The sequence below is a fragment of the Ruegeria sp. AK4 genome (assembly GCF_056541025.1).
The window spans coordinates 667,022-686,707 of the sequence record NZ_JBQFXS010000001.1; the positions used below are offsets into that span (position 1 = coordinate 667,022).

18 protein-coding genes are annotated in these 19,686 nt (G+C 60.2%); 15 read left to right on the forward strand and 3 right to left on the reverse strand.

Annotated elements, in window-relative coordinates; translation table 11 throughout:
- Positions 1-249 precede the first annotated feature (249 nt).
- On the reverse strand, positions 250-1,158 hold the full coding sequence (locus tag ACR0EZ_RS03035) for a LysR family transcriptional regulator (protein WP_480610651.1): 909 nt from the start codon (positions 1,156-1,158) through the stop codon (positions 250-252).
- 169 nt (positions 1,159-1,327) lie between these two features.
- Between ACR0EZ_RS03035 and ACR0EZ_RS03040 the strand changes: the two genes are divergently transcribed.
- From ACR0EZ_RS03040 to ACR0EZ_RS03085, 10 genes are all read left to right on the forward strand, one after another.
- The gene (locus tag ACR0EZ_RS03040) at positions 1,328-4,747 is read left to right on the forward strand and encodes an indolepyruvate ferredoxin oxidoreductase family protein (RefSeq protein WP_480610654.1); all 3,420 of its coding nucleotides are present in this window, start codon (positions 1,328-1,330) and stop codon (positions 4,745-4,747) included.
- Between the two features lie 79 nt (positions 4,748-4,826).
- Positions 4,827-5,705 carry a lysophospholipid acyltransferase family protein gene (locus ACR0EZ_RS03045; protein WP_480610657.1) on the forward strand — a complete coding sequence of 293 codons (879 nt, stop codon included), beginning with the start codon at positions 4,827-4,829 and terminating at the stop codon, positions 5,703-5,705.
- Between the two features lie 8 nt (positions 5,706-5,713).
- Positions 5,714-6,523, forward strand: coding sequence for a glutamate racemase (locus ACR0EZ_RS03050; protein WP_480610660.1), 810 nt, complete (start codon positions 5,714-5,716; stop codon positions 6,521-6,523).
- 94 nt (positions 6,524-6,617) lie between these two features.
- Positions 6,618-7,646: an N-acetyl-gamma-glutamyl-phosphate reductase gene (gene argC / locus ACR0EZ_RS03055; RefSeq protein WP_480610663.1), complete on the forward strand. Its 1,029-nt coding sequence runs from the start codon at positions 6,618-6,620 to the stop codon at positions 7,644-7,646.
- A 7-nt stretch (positions 7,647-7,653) separates the two neighbouring features.
- Positions 7,654-8,100, forward strand: a complete 447-nt coding sequence (ccmE, locus tag ACR0EZ_RS03060; RefSeq protein ID WP_480610666.1) for a cytochrome c maturation protein CcmE — start codon at positions 7,654-7,656, stop codon at positions 8,098-8,100.
- Positions 8,101-8,248: 148 nt separating this feature from the next.
- Entirely contained in the window at positions 8,249-8,860 is a 612-nt protein-coding gene (locus ACR0EZ_RS03065; protein ID WP_480610669.1) for a holin-associated N-acetylmuramidase, read from the forward strand.
- Positions 8,851-9,429, forward strand: coding sequence for a holin family protein (locus tag ACR0EZ_RS03070; protein ID WP_480610671.1), 579 nt, complete (start codon positions 8,851-8,853; stop codon positions 9,427-9,429). Before ACR0EZ_RS03065 ends, ACR0EZ_RS03070 begins: the two co-directional genes overlap by 10 nt.
- A 75-nt stretch (positions 9,430-9,504) precedes the next feature.
- Positions 9,505-11,469, forward strand: coding sequence for a heme lyase CcmF/NrfE family subunit (locus tag ACR0EZ_RS03075; protein WP_480610674.1), 1,965 nt, complete (start codon positions 9,505-9,507; stop codon positions 11,467-11,469).
- Positions 11,466-11,921 (forward strand): cytochrome c-type biogenesis protein, encoded by a 456-nt coding sequence (locus ACR0EZ_RS03080; protein ID WP_480610677.1) that lies wholly within the window; start codon positions 11,466-11,468, stop codon positions 11,919-11,921. The genes ACR0EZ_RS03075 and ACR0EZ_RS03080 overlap by 4 nt, the downstream gene beginning before the upstream one ends.
- Positions 11,922-11,995: 74 nt before the next feature.
- Positions 11,996-12,772: an enoyl-CoA hydratase-related protein gene (locus tag ACR0EZ_RS03085; protein WP_480610680.1), complete on the forward strand. Its 777-nt coding sequence runs from the start codon at positions 11,996-11,998 to the stop codon at positions 12,770-12,772.
- Positions 12,773-12,778: 6 nt separating this feature from the next.
- Here the strand turns inward: ACR0EZ_RS03085 and bmt are convergent, their stop codons facing one another.
- Positions 12,779-13,792 (reverse strand): betaine--homocysteine S-methyltransferase, encoded by a 1,014-nt coding sequence (bmt, locus tag ACR0EZ_RS03090; protein ID WP_480610683.1) that lies wholly within the window; start codon positions 13,790-13,792, stop codon positions 12,779-12,781.
- Between the two features lie 123 nt (positions 13,793-13,915).
- On the reverse strand, positions 13,916-14,236 hold the full coding sequence (locus ACR0EZ_RS03095; RefSeq protein WP_480610686.1) for a DUF1476 domain-containing protein: 321 nt from the start codon (positions 14,234-14,236) through the stop codon (positions 13,916-13,918).
- A 187-nt stretch (positions 14,237-14,423) separates the two neighbouring features.
- Here ACR0EZ_RS03095 and purC point away from each other — a divergent pair, with 187 nt between their 5' ends.
- The 5 genes from purC to ACR0EZ_RS03120 all read left to right on the forward strand — a co-directional run bounded on the left by purC (position 14,424) and on the right by ACR0EZ_RS03120 (position 19,463).
- The gene (gene purC, locus ACR0EZ_RS03100; RefSeq protein ID WP_480610689.1) at positions 14,424-15,179 is read left to right on the forward strand and encodes a phosphoribosylaminoimidazolesuccinocarboxamide synthase; all 756 of its coding nucleotides are present in this window, start codon (positions 14,424-14,426) and stop codon (positions 15,177-15,179) included.
- 196 nt (positions 15,180-15,375) lie between these two features.
- The gene (gene purS / locus ACR0EZ_RS03105) at positions 15,376-15,606 is read left to right on the forward strand and encodes a phosphoribosylformylglycinamidine synthase subunit PurS (protein WP_480610692.1); all 231 of its coding nucleotides are present in this window, start codon (positions 15,376-15,378) and stop codon (positions 15,604-15,606) included.
- A 26-nt stretch (positions 15,607-15,632) separates the two neighbouring features.
- A complete protein-coding gene (purQ, locus tag ACR0EZ_RS03110) occupies positions 15,633-16,301 on the forward strand; it encodes a phosphoribosylformylglycinamidine synthase subunit PurQ (protein WP_480610693.1) in 669 nt (222 codons plus the stop codon).
- Between the two features lie 36 nt (positions 16,302-16,337).
- Positions 16,338-18,116, forward strand: coding sequence for a sensor histidine kinase (locus ACR0EZ_RS03115; protein ID WP_480610696.1), 1,779 nt, complete (start codon positions 16,338-16,340; stop codon positions 18,114-18,116).
- A gap of 12 nt (positions 18,117-18,128) precedes the next feature.
- A complete protein-coding gene (locus ACR0EZ_RS03120; protein WP_480610699.1) occupies positions 18,129-19,463 on the forward strand; it encodes a sigma-54-dependent transcriptional regulator in 1,335 nt (444 codons plus the stop codon).
- The last annotated feature ends 223 nt before the right edge of the window (positions 19,464-19,686 follow it).

A 19,686-nucleotide genomic window follows, 5' to 3' on the forward strand; every position in this document is an offset into this window, starting at 1 on the left:
ATTTTGATTGTTTTTCGGGATCATAGAGGGAAGCGCGAGTTATTCCCAGAGTTTTCAACGCGCAGTGCGCGGGCAAGCGCCAAAAAAAAGGCCGAGCACTAAGCTCGGCCGTAGTCCAACAGGGAGGTATGAAGAAGATAAGCGTTTCAGCATCATCGTCTTCGAGTGCTCATTTAGGGTGCAGTTTGTGAACGTTCAAGATTTATTAGGCTTATGTTGAGACATGTCCGCTATGCTTTCTGTGCATAGCTACAGTTGTCCCATCTGCTTAAGCTGTTTACGCTGCTCAATTATTTCCGCTTGAACGAAGTCGCGGAAGGCCGCAACGCGCTGCGAGTGGCGCAGTTCCTCGGGGTAGGCAAGGTAGACCGGCACGTCTGATCTTTCGGCCTCGGGCAGGATCGGGACAAGCTGCGGGAAATCCTGCGTGACGTAATTTGGCAGAACGCCAATGCCCAGATTGTGCAGCACCCCCTGCAGAACGCCGAAATAATTGTTCACCGTTAGCAGGGAAACGGGGTCGAAGGTCATAAGATGCCGGACCATCGCGGCACTGGCCCCCACCTGTGGCGCTGCCGGTGTTTGGCAGATCAGCCTGTGGTCCTTGATATCTTCCGGCGTTTTCAGCGGTCCGCCGTGTGCTTCCAGGTATTCCTGCGTCGCATATAGCTGCATCTGGACGGTCATCAGGCGCTTTCGCACCAGATCGGCCTGGCTGGGCTCTTTCATGCGGATCGCCACGTCGGCCTCGCGCATTGGCAAGTCCAGAACGCGTTCTTCAAGCATCAGGTCGATGTTGAGTTCGGGGTACTGTTCGTAGAGCTTTGGCAGGCGCGGGGCCAGCCACAGGGTGCCGAAGCCGAACGTGGTGGTGACGCGCAGAACGCCGAACACCTTTTCTTCGCTGTCGCGGATACGGGCGGCGGCGGCGTCCAGACGTTTGGACATGGCTGAGGTCGCATCGAACAGCAACTCACCCTGTTCGGTTAGAATCAGCCCCCGCGCGTGGCGGTGAAACAGGGTCGCGTCGAGTGATTCTTCCAGCGCGCGGATCTGACGGCTCACGGCGGATTGAGACAAATTGAGCTTGTCGCCCGCATGGGTCAGGCTGCCGGCATCCGCAACCGCGTGAAATATTCTAAGCTTGTCCCAATCCATCGCCGCAACTTTCGTTATCTCGGGGAACGCCTATATGAAATAGGTAACAAGTTCCACATTCAAAGGATGAAATCGTTACGATTCAGGGGACAATGGCTATACAGGTCAGCTTTCATGACCTAAAATGAACAGAAATGTAGCACACTGATCTGACGAGGGGAGGCGTCTGATGAGCCAGCCAAAGATAACGTTGAACGACCGGTTCGATTTGTCGAAAAACCCCATTCTTCTGAACGGGACTCAGGCATTGGTGCGGCTGATGCTGATGCAGAAGGCGCGGGACATGAAGGCCGGGCTGAACACCGCCGGTCTGGTGACTGGCTATCGGGGTTCGCCCCTAGGCGCGGTGGATCAGCAGATGACGCGCGCGCAGAAGCAGCTGACCGAAAGCGACGTGACCTTTCAGTTCGGTCTGAACGAGGATCTGGCCGCCACCGCGCTTTGGGGCAGCCAGCAGGCCGGGCTGCGGAATGACGGCAAGTTCGACGGGGTTTTTGGCCTGTGGTATGGCAAAGGCCCCGGCGTGGACCGGTCAGGCGATGTGATGCGGCACGCAAATATGGCCGGGACCGCGCAGCATGGCGGTGTGCTGATGGCGATGGGGGATGACCATACGGGCGAAAGCTCGACCGTGTTGCATCAGTCCGAGTGGTCCCTTGTCGATATGTATATGCCGGTGGTCAGCCCGGCGGGCGTGCAGGAGATACTGGATTACGGTATTTACGGCTTTGCGCTCAGCCGCTTTGCCGGGCTTTGGGTCGGTCTGAAGACGATGAAGGACACGATCGAAGTCACCTCGGTCGTGGATGGCAGCCCCGGGCGGATGCAGCTGGTAACGCCCGAGTTTGAAATGCCCGAGGGCGGGCTGAACATCCGACTGGGCGATACACCACATCTGCAGGAAGCCCGGATCATCGACTACAAGCGCTTCGCGGCCGAGACGTTTTCCCATGCCAACAAGCTGGACAAACGGGTCTGGGGCAAGCCCGGTGCCAAGATCGGTTTCGTCGCGGCCGGCAAGAACTGGCTAGATCTGGCCCATGCCATGTCGCTGCTGAACATCGACGCGGATGAGGCCGAACGGCTGGGGATCACTACCTACAAGATCGGCCAGACCTTCCCGCTGGACATGGCCGGTTTCCACGACTGGGCCGAAGGGCTGGATCTGATCGTCATCGTCGAAGAAAAGCGCAAGCTGATCGAGGTGCAGGTCAAAGAGGCGATCTTTGACGACCGCCGGGGCCGCCGCGTTTACGGTTGGTACAAGGGCGGGGCAGGGACACTGCACCGGGAAGAGCTGTTCCCGACACGCGGTGCCTTGGACCCGATCATGATTGCCGAAAAGCTGGGCGAAATCCTGATCGAAGAAGGGCGCGACACGGACGGCGTGCGCGCCGGTCTGGCTAAACTGTCCGAGGCGCGCCGGGCCGACAACGCGCAGGAAATCGCGACGCGCCTGCCGTTTTTCTGCTCGGGCTGCCCACATAACAGCTCGACCAAGGTGCCGGATGGCAGCCGCGCCTATGCCGGGATTGGCTGTCACTACATGGTGCAATGGATGGACCGTGAGACCACCGGTTTCACCCAGATGGGCGGCGAAGGGGTGAACTGGGTTGGCGAGGCTCCGTTCTCGACCACCAAGCACGTGTTTCAGAACCTTGGCGATGGCACGTATAACCATTCGGGCGTGCAGGCCATACGGGCCGCATTGTCGGCGGGCACCAACATCACCTTTAAAATCCTGTTCAACGATGCTGTCGCCATGACCGGCGGGCAGGACAACGAGGGCGATCTGACCGCCGAACGCATCGTGGCCGAGGTCAAGGCGATGGGCGTCCAGCACGTGGCCGTGGTTTACGATGAAAAAGAAGACGTGAACTTCAAAGCTCTGCCCGGCAGCGTTGAGACCTTCGAACGCGCCGATCTGATGCAGGTGCAGGAGAAGTTTCGCGAGATCGAGGGCGTCTCGGTCATCGTTTATATCCAGACCTGTGCCGCCGAGAAACGCCGCCGCCGCAAACGGGGGGAGTTTCCTGATCCGGACAAGCGGGTCTTCATCAACACCGACGTCTGCGAAGGCTGCGGCGATTGCGGTGTGCAGTCGAACTGCGTGTCGATTGTGCCGAAACAGACCGAACTGGGCCGCAAACGCGCGATTGATCAGTCAAGCTGCAACAAGGATTTCTCGTGCCTCAACGGCTTTTGCCCTTCTTTCGTAACACTGGAAGGCGCAACGATCCGTAAAGAGGCGACGACCGAGATTGACCTGCCGGACTTGCCAATGCCGGTTTTGCCCCAGATCAAGGGCACGCATAACGTTGTGATCACCGGGGTCGGCGGCACTGGCGTCGTGACGCTGGGCGCGATTCTGGCACAAGCGGCGCAGGTCGATGGCAAAGGCGCGGGCATGATGGAGATGGCCGGGCTGGCCCAAAAGGGCGGCGCGGTGCATATCCACTGCCGTCTGGCGAACAAGCCCGAAGATATCAGCGCCATCCGGGTTGCAACCGGCGAAGCCCATGCGCTGATCGGGGGTGATCTGGTTGTCTCGGCTGGGGCCAAGACTCTGGGTCTGACCCGGACCGGGCAAACCGGGGCCGTGGTTAACAGCCACGAAACCGTCACCGGCGACTTCACTCGGGATACCGAGTTCCGCATTCCCAAGGATCGGCTGGAACTGGCGTTACAGGCGCGGCTGAAGGACGGGCTGTCCCTGTTCGATGCCACCGATCTGGCACGTGCTGTGATGGGCGATTCGATCTATTCGAACATGATGGTCTTCGGCGCAGCGTGGCAGCGGGGCTTCCTGCCGGTCAGCCATGACGCCATCGTGCATGCGATTGAACTGAACGGCACGGCGGTCGAGCGCAACAAACGCGCCTTCGACATCGGTCGCTGGGCCGTTCTGCACCCGGATCAGGTGCAGGCCATTCTGGCACCGTCGGTGACGGAAATGCCCAAGACTCTGGAACAGATTATCGATTTCCGCGCGCAGCATCTGACCGGGTATCAAAGCGCCCGGCTGGCCAAGCGGTATCGCAAGCTGGTGGAGTCGGTCGAAGACACCGAGGTGTGCGAGGCTCTGGCCAAGGGCTATCACAAGCTGCTGTCCTACAAGGACGAATACGAGGTCGCGCGCCTGTTGCTCAGCAGCCGCGAGAAAGCCGCGGCCGAGTTCGACGGCGACTTCAAGATGACCTTCCACCTTGCGCCGCCGATTCTGGGCGGGTCCAGCGGCAATGGGCGACCCCGCAAACGGGCGTTCGGGGAATGGATGCTTGGCCCGCTCAAGGCGCTGACAAAGCTGAAATCCCTGCGCGGCACGCCGCTGGATATCTTTGGCTACTCGGCGGAACGCCGGATGGAACGCGCATTGATCCGGCAGTACGAAAAGGACATGCAGCAGGTTCTGCCCTTGCTGTCCGACAACACGCGCGACGCCATTGCCGCCCTGGCCCGGTTGCCGTTGGACATTCGCGGCTTTGGGCCGGTTCTGCTGGAAAACGAGGCAAAAGCCGCCAAACGGCGCGAGGAATTGCTGGCCATCATCCACAGCGGAGGGCCCGAGTTACGCGCTGCGGCAGAGTAAAATCGTCACAAGGCTGTCACGATATCTAGGCAAAATTGTCACCTAAAACTATATTTCAGGCAGCCAACCGGAGACCAATATGCCCTCGAGCCGTCATGCCGTCCGTGACATTTCCTACGCCTATTCCGCCGAAACCAAAGGCGGGCGCATGGTTATCAAGCTGATGGAGAACACGACGGGCCGCATGCGCCTGATCAAGCGCGCGGACGGGTACGAGAAAGACGTCGCCAACGGGCGGGATTTCTGGTCAGTCATGGTGGAACGTTACGGCCTGACGCTGGATGTGGCGGGTGGTGCGCTGTCGAATATCCCGAAAGATGGGCCTCTGATCCTGATCGCGAACCATCCCTATGGCATTCTGGACGGGTTGATGATGGGGCACATGCTGTCCCAGACCCGGGGTGATTTCCGCATCCTCGCAAATCATGTGTTTCGCAAGGCTGAGGATATTAACAAGATCATTCTGCCGATCTCGTTTGACGATACGCGCGAAGCGATGAAGCTGAACTTGGAAACAAGAAAAACCGCGCTGAACTATCTGGGCGAGGGCGGTGCGATCGGTATTTTCCCCGGTGGCACGGTCAGCACGGCGGTCAAACCCTTTGCACACCCGATGGACCCGGGCTGGCGTGGCTTTACCGCGCGGATGGTGGCGAAATCCAACGCGACCGTGGTGCCGGTTTTCTTTGACGGTCACACCTCGCGCCTGTTTCAGGTGGCCAGCCATCTGCACAATACGCTGCGGATGGGTCTGCTGATCAAAGAGTTCAAAAAGCGCGTGGATACACCGGTAAAAGTGGTCATTGGCGAACCCATTGGGCGTGACGTTCTTGACCCACTCAGCAAGGATACGCGCAAGATGATGGATTTCCTGCGCAAAGCCACGTATGAGCTGTCTCCGAAGCCACTGAAGTCGTATGACTATGGCTATGAATTCGAGGAACGGCATCGCGCCTGAAGGGGCAAATGGCAGTAGGTATCTTTGATTCCGGTTTGGGCGGGCTGACCGTCCTGAACGCCGCGCAGAAACGTCTGCCGGACGTTGATTTTCTGTATTTTGCCGACAGCGCGCACGCGCCTTACGGGGTGCGCGATACCGAGGATATCTATCAACTGACCCGCAAAGCGGTGCAGGCCCTGTGGGACCGGGGCTGCAATCTGGTGATTCTGGCCTGCAACACCGCCAGCGCCGCCGCCCTGCGCCGGATGCAGGAAGAGGGCGTGCCCAAGGGCAAGCGTGTGCTGGGTGTGTTTGTGCCCCTGATCGAGGCGCTGACCGAGCGGGAATGGGGCGATAACTCTCCTCCGCGCGAAGTGGCCGTGAAGCATGTCGCCCTGTTTGCAACGCCGGCAACGGTGTCCAGCCGGGCCTTTCAGCGGGAGCTGGCGTTCCGGGCCATCGGTGTGGATGTCGAGGCGCAATCCTGTGGCGGTGTCGTCGATGCCATTGAAGATGGCGACATGATTCTGGCCGAAGCGATGGTGCGCAGCCACGTGGATGCGTTGAAGCGGAAAATGCCCGAACCGCAAGCCGCGATACTGGGCTGCACGCACTACCCGTTGATGGCAGAAACGTTTCAGGCCGCTTTGGGGCCCGACGTTCAGGTGTTCAGCCAGGGGGATTTGGTGGCTGACAGCCTGGCCGATTATCTTGGGCGGCACCCGGATATGATGGGGGATGGCCAGGGCGGGTTCCTGACAACCGGCAAGCCGAGCTTTGTCAGCGACCGGGCGACTCAGTTCCTCCGACGACAAATCACGTTCGCGGCGGCCTGACTTCGATCAAGGACGCCCCAATACTCTTTCCCTAATTCGTAGACCGTCGCATCGGCGGTCGTGATATGTGACACATGGAAACAAGAGGTCTGACATGACCCATAAAATCGCAATTCTGGGCGCTTCCGGTTATACCGGCGCCGAACTGGTGCGGCTGATCGCCGAGCACCCGAACATGGACATCGTGGCCCTGGCCGCCGAGCGCAAGGCGGGCCAGTCGATGGCGCAGGTCTTCCCGCATCTGCGCCACCTGGACCTGCCCGATCTGGGCAAAATCTCTGAAATCGATTTCTCGACAATCGACCTGTGTTTCTGCGCCTTGCCGCACAAGACCAGCCAGGAGGTGATCCGGGAGCTGCCGAAGAACCTGAAGATCATCGACCTGTCAGCGGATTTCCGGTTGCGCGACGCCGAGGAATACGAAAAGTGGTACGGCAACCCGCACACCGCCTTGGAACAGCAGGAAGAGGCTGTGTATGGTCTGACTGAGTTCTACCGGGATGAGATCCGCAATGCGCGTTTGGTGGCAGGAACCGGCTGCAACGCCGCGACCGGCCAATATGTGCTGCGGCCGTTGATTACGGCTGGAGTCATCGATCTGGATGATATCGTTCTGGACCTGAAATGCGCCGTGTCCGGGGCGGGGCGGTCGCTTAAGGAAAACCTGCTGCATGCGGAACTGAGTGAGGGCACCAATGCCTATGCCATTGGTGGCACTCACCGGCATCTGGGCGAGTTCGACCAGGAATTCTCTGCGCTGGCAGGGCGGACGGTTCACGTGCAGTTCACGCCGCACCTGATCCCCGCGAACCGGGGCATTCTGGCGACGACTTACGTTAAGGGCGATCCGCAAAGCATCTATGAAACCCTGTGCAAGGCTTACGAGGCCGAGCCGTTCATCGAGATGCTGCCGATGGGTGAGGCCCCATCGACCCATCATGTGCGGGGATCGAATTTCTGCCATATCGGTGTTGTTGCAGACCGGATTGAACGCCGCGCCATCGTGGTCGCGGCATTAGATAACCTGACAAAAGGTAGCAGCGGGCAAGCCTTGCAGAACGCCAACCTGATGTTAGGTGAGGATGAAACTCTGGGCCTGATGATGGCCCCGCTATTCCCGTGAGGATGGTATGAAAACGCTCAAAAAACGTCGTCGTGTACAAGTCATTCTGGTGGCTATCGGTGCCCTGTTGGTATCGACGGTGTTGATTGGGGTTGCCATGAAGGACGGCATCAATTTCTTCCGTTCGCCCAGTCAGGTCATCGCCGAACCGCCCAAGCCGACCGAGGTGTTCCGCATCGGCGGGCTGGTCGAAGAGGGCTCGATCGTGCGCGGTCAGGGCGAAACCGTGCGTTTTGTGGTGACGGATGGGGGGGAAAGCGTGCCGGTGGCATTCACCGGGGTGCTGCCCGATCTGTTCTCGGAAAACCAGGGGATGGTTGGCACCGGAAGTTACGTGAACGGTGTGTTTGAAGCCACTGAAATTCTTGCGAAACATGATGAAACCTACATGCCGAAAGAGGTTGTGGACGCGCTGAAAGAACAGGGCATTTACAAAGAACCCGGCGAGAGCTGAACGCAGCTGCGCTGCGTGCCTCCGGCGGGAGTATTTTGCAAAAAGATGAAGGTGGGGCGTTGCGTGCGGTGGGCATGCAGCGCCCTGTTTCGTCTTTGGGCGTTAAGGATTTTGCGGAACGGTTTGCAGCACCAACATCGGGGGTGACATGCAGACCGTTCGGCAGATTGCGAAAGAGATTGTGGCCCGTGAGGGCGGGTTTGTGGATGATCCGGACGATCCGGGCGGGGCGACCAAGTTTGGCGTTACCATTCACACGATGCGCAGGCTGGGGCTGGATTTGACCCGAGACGGGGTTGTGGACCGGGAAGATGTTCGGGCGCTGAGCCAACGGCAGGCTATCGACATTTTTGTCCGGCATTATTTTGACCGGCCGGGGATCGTCGGTTTGCCCCATGCGCTGCAGCCTTCGGTTTTTGATATGTATGTGAACGCGGGGGCGCAGGCCGTTAAGATCCTGCAGCGGCTGCTGCGGGACATGCAGTTTGATGTGTCAGTTGATGGTGTGATCGGTCCGCAGACCGCAGCGGCCTGTGAAAAAGCCGCGCGGCCGGACCCTGTAGCGTTGCGGGATGCTTACGGGGTGGCGCGGCGGAATTATTACTTCCGCCTGGCCGAAAACCGGCCTGCGGCACGCAAATATGCCCGGTCCCGCGCAGGCGGCAAAGGGGGGTGGATCAAACGGGCCGAGGAATTCCTGTCGCCCCGTTACCACCTTGACAATACGCAGTTTCAAAGAAGGGTTGCAGGATGGGACTGATCACGGGCGTGTTGGCGTTGTTGTTTGGCGACGGGCGCAATGTCGTGCGGGAAACCGCTGAAATCTTTCGGGAAAACACCGAGGCTGATGCACAACGCGGCGCCGCATTGCAAAGCCGCGCAATGAACCAGTTCGGTGCCGAGTTTCAGGTTTCGAACAAAGGCGGTTTTGACCGTTTCATGGATGGGGTCAACCGGCTGCCGCGTCCCGCGCTGGCGCTGGGAACGCTGGGCCTGTTCGCCGCGGCAATGATCGACCCAATCTGGTTTGCCGCCAGAATGCAGGGCATTGCGCTGGTGCCCGAACCGCTTTGGTGGCTGTTGGGCGTCATTGTCTCGTTCTATTTCGGTGCGCGTCATCACGCGAAGATGCAGGATTTCCAAAAGGATATCTCGGCGACGATTCAGCGTACGCCTGCGGTGATGGCTAATCTGGAAGCGCTGCGGCAGATGCGCAGCGACAGCCCCGGCGCGGCCTCTGCGGGAACGGATGCGCAGCTTGCGATGGACGCGACATTGCCCGACGCGAACCCGGCGCTTGAGGATTGGCGGCGCTTGCGCAAGGCGTGATCCGCGACACTATGTGCGCCTGAAACCAGCGAAAGTGAATGGCGTTCCCGCCGCCCCGGGAGTATATCCTTGGGCATGATTACAGAGCTTGGTCACTTCGCCCTTATCCTCGCGTTTTTTGTCGCCATCGTGCAAAGCGTAGTGCCGCTGATTGGGGCGGCGAAACGCTGGGCGGGATGGATGGCTTTTGCCGAACCGGCGGCGATTTTGCAGTTTCTGCTGACGGCCTTTTCCTTTGCGGCGCTGGTCTGGGCGTTCATGTCCTCGGACTTCTCGCTGCGGATCGTGGTTGAGAACAGCCATTCCGCCAAGCCGATGCTGTACAAGATCAGCGGCACTTGGGGGAACCACGAAGGGTCGATGCTGCTGTGGGTGCTGATTGTGACCCTGTTTGGCGGCATGGCCGCGTTTTTCGGTGGCGGATTGCCCCCAACACTGAAAGCCCGCGTTCTGGCGGTGCAATCGGCTGTTGCGGTGGCGTTCTTTGCGTTCATCCTGTTCACTTCAAACCCGTTTGACCGGCTGGCCGTTGCGCCGTTTGACGGGCGCGACCTGAACCCGCTATTGCAGGACCCCGGTTTGGCCTTCCATCCGCCGTTCCTGTATCTGGGCTATGTCGGCCTGAGCATGGCGTTCAGCTTTGCAGTGGCTGCCCTGATCGAAGGGCGCATCGATGCCGCTTGGGGCCGGTGGGTGCGCCCGTGGACTCTGGCCGCGTGGGTCTTTCTGACAATCGGCATCGCGCTTGGATCGTGGTGGGCCTATTACGAGCTGGGCTGGGGCGGGTTCTGGTTCTGGGATCCGGTCGAGAATGCCTCGTTCATGCCGTGGCTGCTGGCGGCGGCGCTGTTGCATTCGGCGATTGTGGTTGAAAAGCGCGAGGCGCTGAAAAGCTGGACCATCCTGCTGGCGATCATCGCGTTCGGGTTCTCTCTGATCGGGACATTCATTGTGCGCTCGGGCCTGCTGACCTCGGTGCACGCCTTCGCGAATGACCCCGAGCGCGGGGTGTTCATCCTGCTGATCCTTGTATTCTTCATCGGCGGTGCGCTGACCCTGTTTGCCGCCCGCGCGCAGGCGATGGAGGCGAAGGGCGTATTCGGCATGGTCAGCCGCGAAAGCGCGCTGATTGTGAACAATGTTTTGCTGGCCGTCAGTTGCTTTGTCGTATTCGTGGGAACCATGTGGCCGATGGTGGCCGAGATGATGTTCGACCGGAAACTCTCGGTCGGTGCGCCGTTTTTTAACGCCGCCTTTACGCCCTTCATGGTGTTGTTGGGCATTGCCCTGCCCATCGGTGCCATGCTGCCTTGGAAACGGGGCAGGCTTGGGAAAACCGTTTGGTCGCTGCGCTATACCTTTGGGCTGGCGCTGGCCTTGGCGCTGTTGGTTTGGGCGATGCAGTCCGGGCGCAGTGCTTTGGGTCCGGTGGGTCTGTTTCTGGGCGCGTGGATCACGTTCGGTGCAGCGATTGATCTGTGGAGCCGTACGGGTCGCAAGGGCAGCCTGAAACGCCTGTTCCGGCTGCCCGGGGCAGATTGGGGCAAGGCCGTGGCCCATACCGGGCTTGGCGTGACCATCTTTGCAATCGCCGGACTTACGGCATGGGAGGTCGAAGATATCCGCGTCGCACAATACGGTCAGCCGTTCGAGGTGGGGCAGTTCACCCTGACGCTGCAGGATGTGCGCAGGGTTCAGGGGCCGAACTATTTCTCGACGACCGCGGATGTGCTGGTTGAAAGCTCCGGGCGCCCAATCGGTACGCTGCACCCCGAGAAACGGGATTACCCGGTGGCGCGCATGCCCACGACAGAGGCCGCGATTGACTACCGTTTCCTGCGCGATCTTTACGTGGTGATCGGGGATCAGCAGGCTGATGGCGGCTGGGTGATGCGCACCTATATCAAGCCCTTTGCGAACTGGATTTGGGCTGGGTGTCTTTTGATGGCGCTCGGGGGTGTTCTCAGCCTGTGCGACCGCCGCTTCCGCGTGGCGGCTGGCGCGCGAAAGGCCCCCTCTGGCGGAGTACCTGCGGAATGAAGCGGCTGATCCTGATCCTTCTGATGCTGGCCACGCCGGTTCTGGCGGTGCAACCGGACGAGGTACTGGACGATCCGGTGCTGGAACAACGGGCACGGGACCTGTCCACCGGTCTGCGCTGTCTGGTTTGTCGGAACGAGAGCATTGACGAAAGCAATGCCGATCTGGCCCGCGACCTGCGCCTGTTGCTGCGCGAACGTCTGGTGGCAGGCGACACGGATCAAGAGGCGATTGCCTTCATCGTCGATCGCTACGGCGAATATGTGCTGCTGAAACCAAAGACCACCGGATCGAACCTGTTTCTATGGCTTGCCGGTCCGATCATGCTGCTGATCGCCGCAGGGCTGGGTTGGAACTTTCTGCGCGGGCGCGCCAAGGTTCAGGAAACCCGCGATGCGGATAAGCTGAGCGACGAAGAGAAAGAGCGCCTGCGCCGAATTCTAGAAGACTGACGCCGGGTTCGCCTTTCCCTCGGCGGCAATATCAGTCAGGATTTGTAAAAAACTGACCGCGAGGGACGCCCGGAATGGACTATGAGACGATCCTGCTGGAGATCACGGACGGGCTGGCCGTTCTGACGCTCAATCGCCCCGACAAGATGAACGCGCTGACCACGCAGATGCGGGCCGAGATCACGCATGGTATGAAACACGCCGCCCGCCATGCGCGGTGCATTGTGCTGACCGGGGCAGGGCCCGCGTTCTGTTCGGGTCAGGATCTGGGCGATGCATCCTCGACCGGGAAGATCGATCTTGAGCGGTCTTTGCGCGACGAATACGAGCCGATGCTCGAAACCATCCACGACAGCCCGGTGCCAACCATTGCCGCCGTGAACGGCCCGGCGGCTGGGGCAGGGGCCAATCTTGCGCTGTGCGCGGATGTGGTGATTGCGACTGAAAGCGCCTATTTCCTGCAGGCTTTTGCCCGGATCGGCCTGTTGCCGGATGCAGGTGGCACCTGGTTCATGCCGCGTCAGATGGGGCTGGCCAAAGCGATGGGCGCTGCGCTGTTTGCCGACAAAATCAGCGCCCGGCAGGCCGATGACTGGGGTCTGATCTGGGAAGCGGTTGCGGATCAGGACTTCGCTGCCCATTGGCGCAAGCGGGCTGAGTATCTGGCGAATGGCCCGACCGCAGCGTTCGGCGCGATCAAGCAAGCCTTGCGCGGGACATACGAAAGCGCGTTACACCAGCAACTGGCGACCGAGGCTCATTTGCAGGGGGAATGCGGCCGCTCGCGCGACTTTGCCGAAGGCGTCGTGGCCTTCATGGAAAAACGCCCCCCGAAATTCGAGGGGCGCTGAATTCACTCAGGCGCGGCGGCGGCGACGTGTGCGCCGTTCCGGAACCGCGTCCGCTTCGGTACCGTCCGAGGCGGATGAGAACGGGCCGAGCGCGTCGGTGATCTGATCCAGAGTGGGGCGATCCGAACGGGGCTTGCTGTCCAGCGCTTCGCGCATTTTTTGGATATGGGCGGGCATGGTGCCACAGCAGCCGCCGATGATCGTTGCACCGGAATCCCGCGCCATAACCGCGTATTCCGCCATCAACTCCGGCGTTCCGTCATAGTGAATATGCCCATCGACGTATTTCGGAATGCCCGCATTGCCTTTCGAAATCAAAGGCCGCTCGGTCCCCTGTGCCACAAAGCCCAGCACCGTGCGCAGAATGTCCGATGCGCCGGTGCCGCAATTCGCGCCGAAGGCAATCGGCGGGTTGGGCAGGGTTTCGACCAGCAGCGCCAGATTGGCCGAGGTTACGCCCATCATCGTGCGCCCGGCAGTGTCGAAACTCATCGTGCCGCACCAGGGCATGTCGGCCAGCGCAAAAGCCTCGGCCGCGGCGCGGAATTCTTCGGGGGCGCTGATGGTTTCAAGCCACAGCACATCGGCACCGCCGTCTTTCAGCGCTTCGGCCTGTTCGTGGAACATCTCGACGGCGTCAGAGTGGGACAGGCTGCCGACCGGCTCCATGATCTCACCTGTGGGGCCAACCGAACCGGCCACGACAACGGGTCGTCCGGCGGTATCGGCAATCTCGCGGCCAAGTTCGGCCCCGATGCGGTTCAGTTCGGCAACCCGGTTTTGCGCGTCGTGCAGCTTCAGGCGGGCTGCTGTGCCGCCAAAGGTGTTGGTCAGGAACAGATCGCTGCCCGCGTCAACTGATCCTTTGTACAGGGCGCGAATCTTGTCCGGCGCATCCACATTCCACAGTTCGGGCGCATCCCCCGATTGCAGGCCCATGTTGAACAGGTTTGTTCCGGTCGCCCCATCGGCCAGAATGGCGTCCGTGGTTTCCAGCAGTTTGTTCAGCGCGTTTGTCATTGGAGTAGTCCAAAAAATTGGCGCAATACGCCGTTGGAAAAAGAGACGCCCCGTGTCTCATGACCGGGGCATCAAATCAAATTCATAAATCTCATGAAGATCATGAGGTTTGCATTTTCGGTGTCAGATTTCGGCCTCTGCCATCACCTGTTCCTTGGCTTCGACCAGCAGTTCCGCCATCTTTTCGCGAATCTTCGCCTCGTCCGCCAGATCACCCAGATAGCCTTTTACGGCCTCTACCACGTCGTCTTCGCTGACATTCTGCAAATCGGTGTGAACCAGCTCCTGCCCGTATTCGCGCGCTTTTTCGACGGTCTCGCCTTTCAGGGTCGATGCCCAGACGGCCATGAACCTGTTCCGACGCATCCGGGCAATGAACTGCATCTTTTCGTCATGGGCGAACTTGTTTTCAAACGCGGCTTCACGTTCGTCAAATGTGGTCATTGGTTGGGGACCCCTTGGATTACATCTTCTTGCCTGATGATATGACTATAGCAGCGGGCAGGCGCAAGGTATTTGCGCTGCGTCAAAGCTTCCATGTCTGCTGAACTTGCGGGAAAGGGGGGCTTGGACTATGAGGGCGCCAACGCCGAGGGACTCATTCCCTCGCTCCAGATCGGAAGGGTCGCTTATGGCGCGTCGCAAGAAAATCTACGAAGGCAAAGCCAAGATCCTGTACGAAGGCCCCGAGCCGGGCACAATTGTGCAGTATTTCAAGGATGACGCCACCGCGTTCAACGCCGAGAAAAAGGACGTGATCGACGGCAAGGGTGTGCTGAACAACCGCCTGAGCGAGTTTTTCATGGACGGTCTGAACCAGATCGGCGTGCCCACCCATTTCATTCGCCGCCTGAACATGCGCGAACAACTGGTGCGCAACTGTGAAATCGTGCCGCTTGAGGTGATCGTGCGCAACTATGCCGCCGGGTCGCTGTGCAAACGTCTGGGTATCGCCGAGGGGACTCAGCTGCCGCGTCCGATCATCGAATATTGCTACAAGGACGATGCCCTGGGCGATCCGCTGGTCTCGGAAGAGCACATCGCCGCCTTTGGCTGGGCCAGCCAGCAGGACATGGACGATATCCTGAGCCTCGCCCTGCGGGTGAATGATTTCATGAGCGGTGTGATGCTGGCCGTGGGCATCCGCCTGATCGACTTCAAGATCGAAATCGGCCGCGTGTTCGAAGGCGACTTCCAGCGCCTGCTGGTGGCGGATGAGATCAGCCCCGACAGCTGCCGTCTGTGGGACATCGAGACCGGGCAGAAGCTGGACAAGGACGTGTTCCGCCGCGATCTGGGCAGCCTGACCGACGCTTATTCCGAGGTCGCCCGCCGTCTGGGCGTTCTGCCAAAAAGCAACGTGACCAAGCCGACGCTGATCAACTGACCGCGTGCAGAACTGAAACACCGATGAAAACGCCGCCCCAACAGGTGGCGTTTTTTCTTTGCATGGCACCCAGGCCCGGCTTGCCAGCACGATCCGCTAAAGGCCGTGCAAACAGGGTTGTCCAATCACCGCAACCGCGCTATCCCCCGCGCAACGAAATGGGTCCGGGGCGCGGCCCGCAGGTGGAGTTGCGAATATGAAGGCACGGGTGCATGTGATGCTCAAGAACGGGGTGCTTGACCCGCAGGGTGAAGCAGTTCGGCACGCACTGGGCGCGATGGGCTTCGATCAGGTCGAAGGCGTGCGGCAGGGCAAGGTCATCGACCTGGAACTGGCCGATGGCGCGACCGAGGCGGACGTGACCGAAATGTGCGAAAAGCTGCTGGCCAACACGGTCATCGAGCGCTTTGAGATCGAACTGATCTGAGTTTCACCCACCAAGGAGGGTCCGCAATGCGCGCTGCCGTCATCGTATTCCCCGGCTCAAACTGTGACCGCGATCTTGCGGTTGCGTTCGAACAAGCAGGCTTTCAGGTCGATATGGTGTGGCACAAGGATGCCGCGCTGCCCGAGGGGGTCGATATTGTCGGCGTACCGGGCGGCTTTTCGTACGGGGATTACCTGCGCTGTGGTGCGATTGCGGCGCAATCCCCGATCTGCAAGGCGGTCGTGGAGCACACCGAACGCGGAGGCTATGCAGTCGGCATCTGCAATGGGTTTCAGATTCTGACCGAAACCGGCATCCTGCCCGGCGCTTTGCTGCGCAATGCGGGGCTGAAATACATCTGCAAGACCGTGGGGCTGAAGGTCGAAACAAGCGACAGTGCCTTCACCGAAGGGTACAATGCCGGAGATGTGATCGGCATCCCGATTGCCCACCACGACGGAAACTATTTCGCCGATGATGAAACATTGTCCGCGCTTAGGGATCAGGACCGGATTGCGTTCACCTATAGCGAGAATCCCAATGGCTCGGTGGGTGATATAGCTGGCATTTTGTCCGAAAACCGGCGTGTTCTTGGTATGATGCCGCACCCCGAGCGGGCGGCGGATCCGGGCCATGGCGGCACCGACGGGGCGGCGTTGTTCCGCGCATTGTCGGGTGTGCTGGCGCCAGCGTGACTTGAGGTCATCCCCGCGCCCGCGTAACTTCCGGGGATGAATTCCGAAGTTCATTCAGGCCGGTCCAAATTGCTCAGACCTTTTCGCGGTGCGCCCCTGGGGTGGCGGCTGCGCTTGGCCGTTCTGGTTCTTTTGCTGACGGCCGCTGCCACCGTCTGGGTGACAAATCGGCTGCTGACGGACCGGTTCACTGAATCCACCCGAAACCGGGCCGAGGTCCGGCTGGCCCTGTATTCCGGCAACCTGCTCAGCGAATTGCGCCGAAACGCCATCGTCCCGCAATTGCTGGCGCGCGATCCGACGTTGATTTCGGCCCTGCAATCCAGCGATTACACGCTGTCCTCGCAACGCTTGATTTCCTTTGTGGAGGAAATCGGCGCGGCCTCGCTCATGCTGCTGGACAACGACGGAACCACGGTTGCCGCGACCGATCGGAACCGCATTCAGGAAACGCATCGGAACACACCCTATTTCGTGGACGCCGTCCGGTCGAACGCCACGATTTTTTCGGTAATTCCGAAGGAAGCCGGCGGATATAGCTTTGTTTATTCACGTCGGATCGAATCCGGGCCGGACACCCTGGGCGTCATTGTGGTCGAGGTCGATCTGCAGAAATTCGAACGCACCTGGGCGGGGATTTCGGATGCAGTGTTTGTAACCGACAGCACCGGTACCATCATCCTGTCGACCGAACCGCAGTGGCGCGGGCTGGAAGAAACCGCAGCCTTGCTGCGTCAGCCGCCAGAAGGGGCAATTCAACGGGCGATTCGGGCCACGACCGACTGGACCGCGCTGCCCCCCGACGCCTATCTGCAGGGCGAGGCCGTGATGCGGATGGAAACGCGCATCCCGTTCCGAGGCTGGCAGATGACCTCGTTCACGACCTATTCGTCGATCCGCGAAAGGGTGAACAGCGTTATTGCGCTCGAGATCATGGGTTTTGCGATTCTGCTGGCGCTGGCCTTCTACGCGCTCAGCCGCCGGGCAACGCTGAGGATGGCGCTGTTCCAGCGCGAATCGGCAGAGCTTCGCGCATTGAACGCAAGGCTACAGCGGGAAATCGCTGAGCGGGAACGGGTTGAAAAGACGCTGGATTTGGCCGAGCAGACCCTTGCCCAAAGCTCGAAACTGGCCGCGTTGGGCGAGATGTCAGCCGCTGTCAGCCACGAGCTAAATCAACCGCTGGCTGCAATGAAAACCTATTTGGCCGGGGCCCGCCTTTTGCTGCGCCGAAACCGCCCCGAAGAGGCGCTGGCCAGCTTTGGCCGGATCGATGGATTGATCGAGCGGATGGGGGCGATCACGCGGCAGCTGAAATCCTATGCGCGCAAGGGGGCGGATGCGTTTTCGCCTGTAAACCTTGGGGAAGCGCTGGCCTCGTCCCTGTCCATGATGGAACCGCAATTGCGGCAGCGGCATGTGAAGATCACTCAGATCCTGCCCGAAGAGCCGGTGATGGTGATGGGGGACCGGATGCGGATCGAGCAGGTGATGGTCAACCTCTTGCGAAATGCGCTGGACGCCACCAAATCAGTGACAGAGCCGGATGTGGAGATCATTCTGGCCGCAGGCGACATGGCGGTACTGACCGTGCGCGATAACGGGTATGGTATTGAAGATATCGAAAACCTGTTCGAACCCTTTTATACCACCAAACAGCCCGGCGATGGCGTTGGACTGGGGCTTGCCATCTCGTCCGGGATCGTGAACGACCATGGCGGACGGCTGACCGCGCGCAACGGCCAACACGGCGGCGCGGTGTTCGAGATGCAACTGCCGATACTGGGAAGCGACGGCCTTCAGGCCGCGGAATAACGAGGAATGATTATGGCACAGGCCATGAAGATAGCCATTGTGGATGACGAGCAGGACATGCGCCAGTCGATCAGCCAATGGCTGGCATTGTCCGGGTATGACACCGAAACCTTTTCCAGCGCCGAGGATGCGTTGAAAGTGCTGGGGCCGGACTATCCGGGCATCGTGATCTCGGACATCAAGATGCCGGGGATGGATGGTATCCAGCTGCTGAAAAAGCTGATGGGGGCCGACAGCACTCTGCCGGTTATCATGATCACCGGTCATGGCGACGTGCCCATGGCGGTTGAGGCGATGCGGGTCGGCGCGTTCGATTTCCTTGAAAAACCGTTCAACCCGGACCGCATGTCGGAACTGGCCAAACGCGCCAGCAATGCGCGGCGGCTGACCCTGGATAACCGGGCGTTGCGGCGGGAACTGTCCGGCGGCACGCAGATCATGAACAAGCTGATCGGGGCCAGCCCGGTGATGGAACGGCTGCGCGAGGATATTTTGGACCTCGGGCAGGCCGATGGCCACGTGCTGATCGACGGCGAGACCGGCACCGGCAAGACGCTTGTGGCACACGCGCTGCATGCGGTTGGCAGCCGGGCGGGCAAGAAATTCGTTCTGGTGTCCTGCGCGGCGCTGGAAGAAGAGGCTCTGTCCAAGCGTCTGTTCGGCCCGATGATGCCCGAAGACACGCAACTACCCGCCGTCGAAGAGGCGCGGGGTGGCACACTGGTTCTGGAAGATGTCGAGGCGTTGAGTGACACGTTGCAGGCGCGCCTGCTAAGCGTGATGAACGAACAGGGTACGCCGGCTGAAACCCGCATCGTTGCGATTTCCAACTTGCAGGAAGCGGGCAAGACCAGCGAGGACGTTCTGCGCCCCGACCTGTTCTACCGCCTGGCCGCTTTGCGCATCACCATGCCGCCCCTGCGTCAGCGGGGCGAAGACATTCTGAGCCTGTTCACCCGCCTGAGCGAGCAATTCGCCGAGGAATACGGCTGCGACGCCCCGCAGGTCAGCGCGCAGGAAGCGGCTCAACTGCTGCAGGCCCCGTGGCCGGGCAATGTGCGGCAACTGATCAATATTGCCGAACGCGCGGTGCTGCAGTCGCGGCGCGGGTCGGGCACGATTGCGTCACTGCTGATGTCGGATCACGAGGAAATGCAGCCGGTGATGACGACCGAAGGGAAACCTCTGAAAGAGTATGTCGAAGCGTTCGAACGGATGCTGATCGACAACACGATGCGCCGCCACAAAGGCTCGATCGCGTCGGTAATGGATGAATTGTGCCTGCCGCGCCGGACGCTGAACGAGAAAATGGCCAAGTACGGCTTGCAGCGGTCGGATTACCTGTAGCGGAGGGGGGCCAGCCCCCCTCTTGGCCCTGCAGGCCAATTCACCCCACGAGATATTTTTGGCCAGATGAAGCGATCCCGCGCCTTGTTCCCGGCGCGTGATGCAGTTTGCCCATTGTCTTTTCCACAGGACTGCTTTTATTGTATGCGGACGGGCCGGGCTTTTTGCGCCCACAAGTCCCGATTTTGAGTTTCGCTGTTTCGCTGCTGATGGTGATAAATCC

Excerpts from the sequence above, each read along its gene's own strand:
- ACR0EZ_RS03035 (WP_480610651.1), bottom strand. The coding sequence starts at position 1,158 with ATGGATTGGGACAAGCTTAGAATATTTCACGCGGTTGCGGATGCCGGC.
- argC (WP_480610663.1), top strand. The coding sequence starts at position 6,618 with ATGACCCATAAAATCGCAATTCTGGGCGCTTCCGGTTATACCGGCGCC.
- ACR0EZ_RS03115 (WP_480610696.1), top strand. The coding sequence starts at position 16,338 with ATGAATTCCGAAGTTCATTCAGGCCGGTCCAAATTGCTCAGACCTTTT.
- ccmE (WP_480610666.1), top strand. The coding sequence starts at position 7,654 with ATGAAAACGCTCAAAAAACGTCGTCGTGTACAAGTCATTCTGGTGGCT.
- ACR0EZ_RS03070 (WP_480610671.1), top strand. The coding sequence starts at position 8,851 with ATGGGACTGATCACGGGCGTGTTGGCGTTGTTGTTTGGCGACGGGCGC.
- ACR0EZ_RS03065 (WP_480610669.1), top strand. The coding sequence starts at position 8,249 with ATGCAGACCGTTCGGCAGATTGCGAAAGAGATTGTGGCCCGTGAGGGC.
- ACR0EZ_RS03050 (WP_480610660.1), top strand. The coding sequence starts at position 5,714 with ATGGCAGTAGGTATCTTTGATTCCGGTTTGGGCGGGCTGACCGTCCTG.
- ACR0EZ_RS03075 (WP_480610674.1), top strand. The coding sequence starts at position 9,505 with ATGATTACAGAGCTTGGTCACTTCGCCCTTATCCTCGCGTTTTTTGTC.
- purQ (WP_480610693.1), top strand. The coding sequence starts at position 15,633 with ATGCGCGCTGCCGTCATCGTATTCCCCGGCTCAAACTGTGACCGCGAT.
- ACR0EZ_RS03085 (WP_480610680.1), top strand. The coding sequence starts at position 11,996 with ATGGACTATGAGACGATCCTGCTGGAGATCACGGACGGGCTGGCCGTT.
- ACR0EZ_RS03120 (WP_480610699.1), top strand. The coding sequence starts at position 18,129 with ATGGCACAGGCCATGAAGATAGCCATTGTGGATGACGAGCAGGACATG.
- ACR0EZ_RS03095 (WP_480610686.1), bottom strand. The coding sequence starts at position 14,236 with ATGACCACATTTGACGAACGTGAAGCCGCGTTTGAAAACAAGTTCGCC.
- purS (WP_480610692.1), top strand. The coding sequence starts at position 15,376 with ATGAAGGCACGGGTGCATGTGATGCTCAAGAACGGGGTGCTTGACCCG.
- ACR0EZ_RS03045 (WP_480610657.1), top strand. The coding sequence starts at position 4,827 with ATGCCCTCGAGCCGTCATGCCGTCCGTGACATTTCCTACGCCTATTCC.
- bmt (WP_480610683.1), bottom strand. The coding sequence starts at position 13,792 with ATGACAAACGCGCTGAACAAACTGCTGGAAACCACGGACGCCATTCTG.
- ACR0EZ_RS03040 (WP_480610654.1), top strand. The coding sequence starts at position 1,328 with ATGAGCCAGCCAAAGATAACGTTGAACGACCGGTTCGATTTGTCGAAA.
- ACR0EZ_RS03080 (WP_480610677.1), top strand. The coding sequence starts at position 11,466 with ATGAAGCGGCTGATCCTGATCCTTCTGATGCTGGCCACGCCGGTTCTG.
- purC (WP_480610689.1), top strand. The coding sequence starts at position 14,424 with ATGGCGCGTCGCAAGAAAATCTACGAAGGCAAAGCCAAGATCCTGTAC.